8 protein-coding genes are annotated in these 12,129 nt (G+C 73.1%); 7 read left to right on the top strand and 1 reads right to left on the bottom strand.

Annotation, left to right across the window (positions count from 1 at the left end):
* The first annotated feature begins 87 nt into the window (after positions 1-87).
* The 5 genes from Q8A52_RS17815 to Q8A52_RS17835 all read left to right on the top strand — a co-directional run bounded on the left by Q8A52_RS17815 (position 88) and on the right by Q8A52_RS17835 (position 7,718).
* The gene (locus tag Q8A52_RS17815; RefSeq protein ID WP_316753248.1) at positions 88-825 is read left to right on the top strand and encodes a GntR family transcriptional regulator; all 738 of its coding nucleotides are present in this window, start codon (positions 88-90) and stop codon (positions 823-825) included.
* A gap of 120 nt (positions 826-945) precedes the next feature.
* Complete coding sequence (locus tag Q8A52_RS17820; protein WP_316753219.1) at positions 946-2,091, top strand: ROK family glucokinase; 1,146 nt, start codon at positions 946-948, stop codon at positions 2,089-2,091.
* Positions 2,088-2,669, top strand: coding sequence for a sugar kinase (locus Q8A52_RS17825; RefSeq protein WP_316753221.1), 582 nt, complete (start codon positions 2,088-2,090; stop codon positions 2,667-2,669). The genes Q8A52_RS17820 and Q8A52_RS17825 overlap by 4 nt, the downstream gene beginning before the upstream one ends.
* A gap of 97 nt (positions 2,670-2,766) precedes the next feature.
* Positions 2,767-5,637 (top strand): DEAD/DEAH box helicase, encoded by a 2,871-nt coding sequence (locus tag Q8A52_RS17830; protein WP_316753223.1) that lies wholly within the window; start codon positions 2,767-2,769, stop codon positions 5,635-5,637.
* Positions 5,634-7,718 (top strand): SWIM zinc finger family protein, encoded by a 2,085-nt coding sequence (locus tag Q8A52_RS17835; protein WP_316753225.1) that lies wholly within the window; start codon positions 5,634-5,636, stop codon positions 7,716-7,718. The genes Q8A52_RS17830 and Q8A52_RS17835 overlap by 4 nt, the downstream gene beginning before the upstream one ends.
* Before the next feature lie 45 nt (positions 7,719-7,763).
* On the opposite strand, the gene Q8A52_RS17840 is transcribed toward Q8A52_RS17835, so the two are convergent.
* Positions 7,764-10,574 carry an AfsR/SARP family transcriptional regulator gene (locus Q8A52_RS17840; protein WP_316753227.1) on the bottom strand — a complete coding sequence of 937 codons (2,811 nt, stop codon included), beginning with the start codon at positions 10,572-10,574 and terminating at the stop codon, positions 7,764-7,766.
* Positions 10,575-10,844: 270 nt separating this feature from the next.
* On the opposite strand from Q8A52_RS17840, the gene Q8A52_RS17845 reads away from it, so the two are divergent.
* Together Q8A52_RS17845 and Q8A52_RS17850 are read left to right on the top strand one after the other, a co-directional pair.
* Positions 10,845-11,381, top strand: coding sequence for a sigma-70 family RNA polymerase sigma factor (locus Q8A52_RS17845; protein WP_316753229.1), 537 nt, complete (start codon positions 10,845-10,847; stop codon positions 11,379-11,381).
* A gap of 17 nt (positions 11,382-11,398) precedes the next feature.
* Positions 11,399-11,638, top strand: a complete 240-nt coding sequence (locus Q8A52_RS17850) for a hypothetical protein (protein ID WP_316753231.1) — start codon at positions 11,399-11,401, stop codon at positions 11,636-11,638.
* The last annotated feature ends 491 nt before the right edge of the window (positions 11,639-12,129 follow it).

Here is a 12,129-nt window from a genome sequence, read left to right on the forward strand (position 1 = left end):
TGTCCGGACAATCAAACTACACAACTTCCCGTCAACCATTCACGGAGCTACGCTCGGCCCGTGCCGAAACCAGAAGTGGACCCGACCGTGTCGCTCGACCTCACCGTGGACCGGAGCTCGCCGGTGCCCCTGTACTTCCAGCTGTCCCAGCAGCTGGAGGCCGCGATCGAGCACGGAGACCTCACTCCCGGCAGCCTCCTGGGCAATGAGATCGAGCTCGCCGCCCGGCTCGGCCTGTCCCGGCCCACGGTCCGCCAGGCCATCCAGTCCCTCGTCGACAAGGGCCTCCTCGTGCGCCGTCGCGGGGTCGGCACGCAGGTCGTGCACAGCCAGGTCAAGCGCCCGCTGGAGCTCAGCAGCCTCTACGACGACCTGGAGGCGGCCGGTCAGCGCCCCGCGACCAAGGTCCTGGTCAACACCGTCGTTCCGGCCTCCGCCGAGGTCGCGGCCGCGCTCGGTGTCGCCGAGGGCAGCGACGTGCACCGCATCGAGCGGCTGCGGCTGGCGCACGGGGAGCCGATGGCGTACCTGATCAACCATCTGCCGCCCGGTCTGCTCGACCTGAACACCCCGCAGCTGGAGGCCACCGGCCTGTACCGGCTGATGCGCTCCGCCGGCATCACCCTGCACAGCGCCCGGCAGTCCATCGGCGCCCGCGGCGCCACGGCCCCCGAGGCCGAGCGGCTCGCCGAGGAGGAGGGCGCCCCGCTGCTCACCATGCAGCGCACCACCTTCGACGACACCGGCCGCGCGGTCGAGTTCGGCGATCACACCTACCGCCCCTCGCGCTACTCCTTCGAGTTCCAGCTGCTCGTACGCTCCTGACGGCCGCCCGGCCGATGACAGCATTCGTCGCAATGTCCGGACAATGCGACGCAGGCAGGCTCGCAGGCCGTCTCTCCCTCGTACGGCACTCAGGGCGACGGTGAGGCAGAATCGGCCCCGATGAGCACCTACCGCGACCTCACCGCCCCCATCGGCTCCCGCCGGGCCCCGGTGCTGCGCACCGTGGGTACCCGGGAACGCCGCTCTCTGCTGACCGCACCCCGAGTCCCCACCGTGGGCATCGACATCGGCGGCACCAAGGTCATGGCGGGCGTTGTGGACGCCGAAGGCAACATCCTGGAGAAGGTCCGTACCGAGACCCCGGACAAGTCGAAGAGTCCGAAGGTCGTCGAGGACACCATCGTCGAACTGGTCCTGGACCTCTCCGACCGCCACGACGTGCATGCCGTCGGCATCGGCGCGGCCGGCTGGGTCGACGCCGACCGCAACCGCGTGCTGTTCGCGCCCCACCTGTCATGGCGCAACGAACCGCTGCGCGACCGGCTCTCCGGGCGCCTGTCGGTGCCCGTCCTCGTGGACAACGACGCCAACACGGCCGCCTGGGCGGAGTGGCGGTTCGGCGCGGGGCGCGGCGAGGACCACCTGGTCATGATCACGCTGGGCACCGGCATCGGCGGCGCGATCCTGGAGGACGGCCAGGTCAAGCGCGGCAAGTACGGCGTGGCGGGTGAATTCGGTCATATGCAGGTCGTGCCCGGCGGCCACCGCTGCCCGTGCGGCAACCGCGGCTGCTGGGAGCAGTACAGCTCCGGCAACGCCCTGGTCCGCGAGGCCAAGGAGCTGGCCGTCGCCGACTCGCCGGTGGCGTACGGGATCATCGAGCACGTCAAGGGCAACATCGCCGACATCACCGGCCCGATGATCACCGAGCTGGCCCGCGAGGGCGACGCCATGTGCATCGAGCTGCTCCAGGACATCGGCCAGTGGCTCGGCGTCGGCATCGCCAACCTCGCGGCCGCCCTCGACCCGTCCTGCTTCGTCATCGGCGGCGGCGTCAGCGCGGCCGACGACCTGCTGATCGGCCCCGCGCGGGAGGCCTTCAAACGCCACCTCACCGGCCGCGGCTACCGCCCCGAGGCCCGGATCACCCGCGCCCAGCTCGGCCCCGAGGCCGGCATGGTCGGCGCCGCCGACCTCGCCCGCCTGGTCGCCCGCCGGTTCCGGCGCGCCAAGCGGCGCAGGGTGGAGCGCTACGAACGCTACGAGCGGTACGCGGCCGCCCGCCGTACCCAGGACACCGCATGACCGCCTCCCTGCCCCGCCAGGCCACGCCGCCGGACGAACCGCACCGCCCGCCCGAGGACCCGCGCCACAAGGCCCGGCGCCGGGCGCTCACCCTGCTGATCATCGTGCTGCTCATCGGGGTCCCGGCGGGCTACCTGGTGATCTCCGCCAACCAGAGCCGCAACAGCGGCAAGGACAAGGAACAGAAGTACTCGGCGACCGGCCTCACCGCGGGCTGGCCGTCGAGGGTGCAGCGCCGGCTGTACCAGGTGCCGGTCCCGCACCCCGCCGACGAGATCGCCTACTACGAGACGAACAACTGGAAGACCAGCCGTCTCTACGTCCAGTTCCGCACCAACAGTGCCGGACTGGACACCTTCCTCGAGAGCATGGGCGTCGACCGGAACGACCTGAAGAAGGACGACATCGCAATTGGCGCCCGCGACCAGAAGATCACCGGCTGGAACTTCACCGGCCCCGGCCCGTGGTGGGGCATGGCCCACAAGCAGAAGAACCCGGCTCCGACCCAGGACGTGATCGTGAACCTGGCCGATCCGAACTTCCCGATGGTGTACGTCGTCTCGCGCACGGTGCCCTGACGGGTGGGCTCCCACGGCCGCCGGAGCCGAATGTCAGACCCCGCCCGTACAGTCGAGGACGTCTGATCCGACACAGGGGCGGGAGGTGGCAGGACCTATGGGCGGCACGGCCGCGGTGGCAGCGAGCGCGCGGGGGACCGGGACACAGCGGGAGCCGGTCCCGGTGCGTCTCGCGGCCGTCTATCTGCCCGCCCCCCTGCCCCGCGAGGGCCGCGTCGCCTTCTGGGACCCCGACGGGGGACCACTGGCCGCCGACGCGGGAGCGCCGCCCGCCGACGGCGAGGAACTGACCGTCGTACGACGGCACGGAGCGGGCGTGCGCCGCCGGAAGGTGCCCACGCTGTCCCTGCCGCTCGACGAGGCGCTCCCGGTGCTCGTGCGGGCCCGGCGCGACCCCGCCGCCCACCCGGCCACGGCCTGCTGGGGCGCGGCCGCCCTGCACGCGCTGCGGCTCGCCGCCCGCGGCCGGCTGCTCCCCGGCCTGACCCCGACCGGGCACGACGCCTGGCGCGCCGGCCCCCTGGAGCCCGACGACATCGCCCATCTGCGCGCCGTGGCGGCGGCCCTGCCCGCCGAGGGACACGCCGTGCCGCTGCCCGGCCCCGGCCCGCTGCGACTGCCCGAGCCGGAAGCGCTGATGCGCTCCTTCCTGGACGCGGTCGCCGACACCCTGCCCCGCACCCCGGCCGCGCCGTACACCTCCGGCAGGCCCTTCGCCGCCCGCGACCCCCAGCACCTGCCCCAGGCCCACGAGTGGGCCGCGGAGGTCGCCGCCGGGATGGACGCGGGCGTGCGGATCTCGCTCCGTCTGGACCTCTCCGCGTACCACCTGTTCGACGCCGCCCCCGGCGGCACCGGGGCGCGTGGCGCGGGCGCGGCGATCGTCCAGGTGCACAGCCTGGCCGACCCCACCCTCGTGGCCGACGCGGCGGCCCTGTGGGCGGGCGACGCCGACGCGGCGTTCGGGCCCCGCGCGCGCGTGGACGCGGCCCTGGCCGTGCGCCGCGCCGCCCGCGTGTGGGCGCCGCTGGACCGGCTCTCCGAGCAGGACGTGCCCGACGTCCTGGCCCTGTCCGAGGAGGAGCTCGGCGAACTGCTGGGCGCGGCGGCCACCCGGCTCGCCGCGGCCGGGGTCGCCGTGCACTGGCCCAGGGACCTGGCACAGGACCTGAGCGCGGCCGCGGTGGTAAGGGCCGCGCCGGGCTCGGCGACCGACGGCACCGGCTTCTTCGAGAGCGAGGAACTGCTCCAGTTCCGCTGGCAGCTGGCCCTCGCCGGCGATCCGCTCACCGAGGCCGAGATGGACGAGCTCGCCGAGGCCCACCGTCCGGTCGTCCGGCTGCGGGACCGCTGGGTGCTCGTCGACCCGGCCCTCGTCCGCAAGGCCCGCAAGCGCGAACTGGGCCTGCTCGACCCGGTCGACGCGCTCTCCGTCGCGCTCACCGGCAGCGCGGAGGTCGACGGCGAGAGCGTGGCGGCGGTACCGGTCGGCGCCCTGGCCGACCTGCGCGACCGCCTGACGGCCGGGCTCCGGCCCGCCGAACCGCCCGCCGGTCTGCACGCCACTCTGCGCGATTACCAGCTCAGGGGACTGGCCTGGCTCGACCTCATGACCTCCCTCGGCCTGGGCGGCTGTCTCGCCGACGACATGGGCCTCGGCAAGACGATCACGGTCATCGCCCTGCACCTGAAGCGGGCCCGCAGCGAGCCGACGCTGGTGGTCTGTCCGGCGTCCCTGCTCGGCAACTGGCAGCGGGAGATCGCCCGCTTCGCCCCCGGCGTCCCCGTCCGCCGCTTCCACGGCCCGGAGCGCACCCTGGACGGCCTGGACGGCGGATTCGTCCTCACGACGTACGGGACCATGCGCTCGACCGCCGCGCAACTGGCCGAGCGGCCCTGGGGCATGGTGGTCGCGGACGAGGCACAGCACGTCAAGAACCCGTACTCGGCGACGGCCAAGGCGCTGCGCACCATCCCGTCCCCCGCGCGGGTGGCCCTCACCGGCACCCCGGTGGAGAACAACCTCTCCGAACTGTGGGCCCTGCTCGACTGGACGACCCCCGGACTCCTCGGACCCCTGAAGTCCTTCCGCGCCCGGCACGCGCGCGCCGTGGAGAACGCCGCGGCCGACGAGAACAGCGAGGCGGTCGCCCGTCTGGCCCGCCTGGTGCGCCCCTTCCTGCTGCGCCGCAAGAAGTCCGACCCCGGCATCGTCCCGGAGCTGCCGCCCAAGACGGAGACGGACCACCCGGTCCCCCTCACCCGGGAACAGGCCGCGCTGTACGAGGCGGTGGTGCGCGAGTCGCTGCTGGCCATCGAGACAGCGGAGGGCATGGCCCGCCGGGGCCTGGTGCTGAAGCTGCTCGGCGCGCTCAAGCAGATCTGCGACCACCCCGCGCTGTATCTGAAGGAGGAGGCGCACGGCGACGGCCTGTCCGCCCGCTCCGGCAAACTCGCCCTGCTCGACGAGCTGCTGGACACCCTGCTGGCCGAGGACGGCTCGGCGCTCGTCTTCACCCAGTACGTCGGGATGGCCCGCCTCATCGCCTCCCACCTCTCCGCCCGGGCCGTCCCCGTCGACCTCCTGCACGGCGGCACACCGGTCCCGGAGCGCGAACACATGGTGGACCGCTTCCAGAGCGGGCGGACCCCGGTGCTGATCCTGTCCCTGAAGGCCGCGGGCACCGGACTGAACCTCACCCGCGCGGGCCATGTCGTCCACTTCGACCGCTGGTGGAACCCGGCCGTCGAGGAGCAGGCCACCGACCGCGCCTACCGCATCGGCCAGACCCAGCCGGTCCAGGTCCACCGTCTCGTCACCGAGGGCACCGTCGAGGACCGCATCGCCCAGATGCTGGAGTCGAAGCGCGCCCTGGCCGACGCGATCCTCGGCTCCGGCGAGTCCGCGCTCACGGAACTGACGGACCGGGAGCTGTCCGACCTGGTGTCGCTGCGGAGGTCGTCGTGACGTCGGCGAGCGGACAGCCCCGTCCCGGTGACGTGGCACGTCGGGCACTGCGAGAGGCCCGCGACCGGGCGAGCGTGCTGCGGGAGGGCACTGCCGCGGGAGCGGAAGAGACGCCCGAGGAAACGACCACGACCGCGAGCGGGGCGCAGCTGCCGGGGGGCTCGGCCGACGACAGGGCCGGGACGCCCAAAACGCCTGCCGTCGGCGATGAGGCGCGGCCCGGTGACGTGGCGCGGTCGGCGCTTCGGCAGGCGATCTCCGCCCGGCGTGGCTCGGGGGCGGACGCCGATGACGGCGTCGGCTCCACGGCCGGTCGCGTCCCGGGCGAGACTGCGCAAGCCGCCGCGGAAGAAGCCGGCGGCGGCCGGCCCCCTGCTCACCCCGGGCGGCCCGGCGATGTCGCCCGTGAGGCGCTGCGCGCCGCCCGCAAGGAGGCGGCACAGACCGCGGCGCTCGACGGGGCAGCGGCAGCCGACGCGCCACGTCGACCGCCCACCCCTCCCCGCCCCGCGCCGTCGGCCTCCGCGTGGACCCGAAGCGGTGCGGCCGGTCACGTCGACCGTGCCCGAGTGGCGCGTGACGTACGACAGCTGCTCGCGAGCGGGTTCCGGATGCCGTCGGCGGCGGACGACCCGGAGCGGATGGCGGACGACCACGGCACGCCGGCCGCCCGCCCCGACCGCGACGAGCTCGGCCAGGACAGCAGGCCGGCGCCCTCCACCGGGGCCTCCCGGCGGCCCGCCGGCGGCGACTCGCTCCCCGACAAGCCGACCCCGGCCCCCGCCGCCGAGGCGTCCCCACCCGTCCCCCGCACGATGGCCACCCCCCACCGCGACGGCGAACTCCGCCGGACCTTCCCCGCCTTCCCTCCGCGCACGTCGCCCGAGGGCACCGGGTTCGCCGAGACCTGGTGGGGCAACGCCTGGGTGGACGCGCTGGAGCAGGGCGCGCTGGATGTGAAGCGGCTGGCGCGCGGACGCGGGTACGCGGCGCAGGGACACGTGGACGCCATCACCGTGACGCCCGGCCTCCTCCTCGCCTATGTGCAGGGCAGCCGCCCGCGCCCGTACCGCGTGCAGGTACGGCTGCGTGCGCTGGCCGAGACCGACTGGGAGCGGTTCCTGGACGCGGCTGCCGACCGGCCCGGCCATATCGCCGCCCTGCTCGACAAGGAGCTGCCGCAGTCCCTCGCCGACTGCGGAGTCCCGCTCCTGCCCGGACCCGGCGACCTCGAACCGCGCTGCAGCTGCCCCGACTCCGGCCACCCCTGCAAGCACGCCGCCGCCCTCTGCTACCAGACGGCACGCCTGCTCGACGCCGACCCCTTCGTGCTGCTTCTGCTGCGCGGCCGCGGCGAGCGCGAGCTGCTGGACGCGCTCTCCCGCCGCAATGCCGCGCGGGCGGCCCGCGCCGCGCAGGAACAAGGACCCGCGCCCCTGCCCGGCGTACGCGCGGCCGATGCCCTCGCCGGGCGCGAACTCCCGCCCCTCCCACCCCCGTTGCCGATGCCCCCGCACCCGGAGCAGCCCCCGGTGTATCCGGCGTCCCCGGGCGGCCCCGACCCCTTCGCCCTGGACCAGCTGGCGACGGACGCCGCCGCTCGCGCGCATGCGCTGCTCGGCACCGGACGTGACCCCGTCGGCGAGCTGACGCTGTGGCAGGACGCGGTGCGTCTCGCGGCGGCCCGCCCCGGCTCCGGCCTGACCGCGGGCACCCGCGCCCTCTACTCCTCGCTCGCCTCCGCCGCCGGCCGGACCCCGGCCGAGCTGGCGCGCTCGGTCGCCGCCTGGCGGCAGGGCGGGCTCGACGGGCTCGCCGTCCTGGAGGAGCCCTGGGACCCGCCTGCGGGCCGTTTCGACCGGGCCCGGCCGTTGCTCCTGGCTGCCGACCTCCCGGCGTTCCGCCCCTGGCGCAACCGCCTCACCCATCCCCACGGCCACGTTCAACTCCGCCTGGGCCGCGACGGCTTGTGGTACGCCTACGAATCGGAACCCGGTCAGGACGACTGGTGGCCCAGGGGCACCCCGGACCTGGATCCGGTGGGGGCGCTGACCGGGCTGGGGACACCGGGCGACGCCTGAGGCGTGCGGCTGCTCCGATGGCGACGTCCCGGCCGGCGGACACCGTCAAGGAATGAGGTGTGAGGACTGCCCGCTCCGCTCCAGAGCACCGGCAAGCCGTCTCGCGGCCGCCGCTTCCGCGCGCGACGCGCGCAGCCGTCGGCTGTCGGCGATCGCCTGTTCCAGGATGTCGATGGCTTCCTGCGTCTGGCCGAGGGCGAAACGGCAGTCGGACTCCGCGATCCGGTTGGTGATTTCCAAGAAGGGGAGATTGTGCGCCACGGCGAGCCGGTGGCTCTCGGCGTGCAGACCCAGCGCCTTCTCCAGCTCGCCCTGGACTCGGGCGATGATGGCGAGGCCGCGCAGGGCGGCGCACGTGCCGAGGGGATCGCCGAGTTCCTCGAACGCCTCCAGGGCCGCACGGCCGGCCACGAGGGCTTCATCGGGTCGATCCTGGTGGAGATTCACCATGAGGGAGCACTGCGCGTTGGCCACGGTCCAGCGGCTGTGGTGCGCGCGCCCCAGTTCGACGGCCCGCCGGTAGAACGCCTCCGCGGTCTCCTTGTCGCCCTGGTAGGCGGCGGCTATCCCACGACAGATGACGATCTCCGCCTGCACGACCGTGTCGTCGGCGGCCGCGGCGGCCCGCTCGGCACCGCCCAGCACGTGTTCGGCCTCGTCGAGCCGGCTGATCTGCATGAGCGCGCCGCCGAGCATGTAGCCCATCCGTGCTTGGCTGCGGTCGTCCCGACGGACGCGTGCCTCGGCGAGCAACTTGTGCGCGGGCTGGATGATCCGGTCCCACTGGTGCGTCTCCTCCAGGAGCGGATCCAGGGCCAGGACGAGGTCCACCGCCAGGGGAAGACAGCCGTCCACCGCGGAGGCCTGCTCGGCGACCGCGAGTACCGGCTCGATCGAGGCACTGAGCAGTCGGCGCGCCTGGCGGCGGGACTCCACCGGGAAACCGGCGCTGTCGGTGACGCTGAGCTGTTCGGCGATCGGGTGCCCGGGCCGGGCGATACGGTACGCGTTGCGTGCGGTCGCCAGAAAGTACCCGGTGAGACGCCGTAGGAGGGACGAGCGCACCTGCTCCGGGTCCGTCTCCCGGCAGACCTTGCGGGCGAAGGCCCGCAGCAGGTCGTGATACCGGTAGGTGTCCGGTGCCGGTGACTCCAGCAGGCTGAGGTCGACGAGCCGTTCCAGGACCGACCGGGTGTCGGCTTCGGGAATCTCCAGGGCCACCGCGGCCCAGCGCGCGGTCAGATACGGTCCGTCGGGGTGGGCGAGCAGTCGGAAGGCCCGGGCCTCGTCGCAGCTGAGCTGCTCGTACCCGAGCCGAAAGCTCGCCTCCACACCCTGGTTGGGGGTCGCCAGCTGACTCAGAAAGCTTGCCTCGTCCGTCAGTTGCTCGACCACGGCCGCGAGGGGCCAGGACGGCCTGGTGGCGAGTCTGGCTCCGACGATCCGCAGCGCCAGGGGCAGCTGGCCGCACGCCTCCACGAGGGCCGTCGCGGCCTCCGGCTCCGCCCGCATCCGGGCCTCGCCGATCTGGTTGCACAGCAACTCCCGTGACTCCTCCGGCGAGAGCACGTCGAGGTGCACACGGACACCGGCTTCGAGGTCGGCGAGCCGGTTGCGGCTGGTGACCAGGGCCGCGCAGCCGGCGGAGCCGGGCAGCAGATGCTGGAGCTGCGCGGTGTCACGGGCGTCGTCCAGGACCACCAGCACCCGGCGCTCGGCCAGCAGGGAGCGGTAGAGGGCGGCGCGTTCCTCGAGGGGGAAGGGGATGGCATCCGTGGGTGCCCCGAGGGCCCGCAGGAGGGTGTCGAGCACGTTGCTCGGTTCGGCCGGGGCCGTCTGCGAGCCGGACAGCCGGGCGAACAACTGGCCGTCGGGGAAATGACCGCGTACCAGGTGACCCACATGGACGGTGAAGGCCGACTTGCCCAGTCCGCCCATGCCGGTCGTGGCGGCGACGACCGCGCAGGTCATGGAGCCCGACGTGAGGGCGGTGGTGAGGCGGGCGATCTCGGGGCGCCGGCCGACGTAGTGCATGACATCGGCGGGCAGCTGGGAGGGGACCGGCAGGGCCGGGTACTGGGCCGGGCCGCCGCCGAGCCGGGCGTCGGCCCGCAGGATGCGCTGATGAAGCTCGTTGACGGCCGGGCCGGGAGATATACCGAGCTCTTCCCGGAGCCGGCGCATGAGGTCGGCGTACACGGCCAGTGCGTCGGCCTGTCGGCCGGCGCGGTAGAGCGCCAGCATCAGCAGTTCGTGCAGGCGCTCGCGCAGCGGATGCCGGCGTGCGTCGACCGTCAGCTCGCCGATGGCCTCGGTCGGCAAGGGGCCGGTCTGCATGGCCTGTTCGGCCCACAGTTCGACGGCGCGCAGGCGGGACTCGTCGAGACGGGCGGCCAGCGAGTCCCGCAGGGGTGTGTCGGGCAGCCCGCCGAGGGCGGGGCCGCGCCACAGCTCGAGGGCGTCGCGGAGCCTCGTCGTGGCGTGCTCGTCATGGACGCGGGGCCCCGCCTCGGCGCTGCGTACCAGGGCGTCGAAGACCTGGCTGTCCACCGTTGCGGGGTCGCCCGTGAGCCGGTACCCCGAAGGATGGGTGGTGATCGTGAGGGGGGAACGGGACAAGGCCTTGCGCAGGGCCGCGATATGCCCCTGGAGGGCCGGCTTCGTGTGTTCGGGAAGCCGTTCACCCCAGAGAAGCTCGCTGAACCGCTCCAGCGGAACGATTCTGCCGAGCTCCAGCGAGAGCAATGCCAGCACGGCCTTGCGTTGCGGACCCGCCACGTCGACCATGCGTCCCGCGTCGTCACGCAGCTCCAAGGGGCCGAGGAGTGCGATGCGCAGCGGGCTGTTCTCGTTCACACGGACAGTCAGCCCGAGTGCCTCGGCTCCGCGCAAGCCGGATGCCCGCTAGGTCCGCCATGCCGGAATAAGTCCTTGTGCCACCCCTGGTGACCGCATCGAACCGCTCGCCCCGCGGCCGACGTTCCCCACGATGACGCGCGCTGCCTGCGCTCCCCGGTCGTCGGCCGCCAAGGACCGCACGTTCGCGCCTTGGCGGATCCTTGGTGCCTTCTTGGCGACGGCCGCCACTCTTCCGGTCGATCACGAGCACAAGACCAGGGAGTCTCCATGGCCGCCCCAAGCGCCACCCTCGACCGCGAGTCGCTCGCGCAGCTGCACCGGCTGTACGCGCAGCGGCTGTTGCGTGTCGTCGCCGGACTGACCGGCGATCCCGGCAGAGCCGAGGACATCGTCCAGGAGACCTTCCTGCGCGCCTGGCAGCACCCCGAGGCGTTCGCGCGAGGCGTGGACAGCGCACTGCCCTGGCTGCAGACCGTGGCACGGCGCCTGACCATCGACCAGCACCGGATGCTGTCCCGCCGCGCCCAGGAGGTCGGCGGCGAGGAGCCGGCGCACCCCGGCGCCCATCCCGCGGATCCCTACGACGACGTACTGCGGGCCTGCGATGTCGTGAGGGTCATGGCGGCCCTGCCGGCGCACCACAGGGAGGTGCTGGTGGAGCTGTACTTCAAGGACCGGACGGCCGCCCAGGCCGCGACGCACATCGGGGTGCCCGTGGGCACGGTGAAATCCCGCAGTCACTACGCGATTCGCACGCTTCGACCGCTTCTGGAACGGCGCGGACTCGTGCCGCAGTCGGCCTGAATCGCCACGGAGACGCCGTGTTCATCACCTGCATCAGGAATGCGTTGATCGTGCTGGCCGCCGCACTGGCGGCGATGCTTGCCGTACCGCATCCGCATCCACCTCAGAGCACCGGGAGGCAGGACGCCTGCACCTCCATGCTCGTCGAGCCGTACGGCCTTTCCGGTCGCCCCGACAACGGCAGGACCGTCGATCCACGCGCCCTGCCCGTGATCAGCTGGTGCGCGAACAGGCCCCCTGTGCGGCCGGCCCGATGAGAAGTGCTCCGTGAAGCCGACGTGGAGAATCTTCGCGCAGCTGCCACGACATGGGACGGCTTGCACGCGTTCGGACCCGGGCATGTGAGAGATCGTGAGATGTGAGAGCGTGCAGGGCGTGAGTGAGACACCGACGAACACCCTGCAATACCGCTTCGACGGCCCGGAAGACGCCCCGGTCCTCATTCTCGGCCCCTCGCTGGGTACCACATGGCACATGCGGTATTTTCCGGCCGTCCAGGCAAATCACCGGCCATAGGCGTCCAGAAAAGCCAGGTCAGCGACGAACCGGCCGCCGTCTCACACCCAGGCTGTGAGACATGTGTGAGACGTCGCCGGGCATGAAAAGGCCCCGCCGCGGGAGGGCGCTTTCTAGGGGTCGTTGCAACACGTGGTCGTGTTGATCAGGCCGCGAGCAGTTTATGCAGGCGCTCGGCTGGGGTTTCCCAGCCGAGCGTTTTGCGTGGGCGGCCGTTCAGCTCGGCGGCCAC

Source organism: Streptomyces herbicida, assembly GCF_032656585.1.
In the GTDB taxonomy this organism is placed as follows: Bacteria; Actinomycetota; Actinomycetes; order Streptomycetales; family Streptomycetaceae; genus Streptomyces; species Streptomyces herbicida.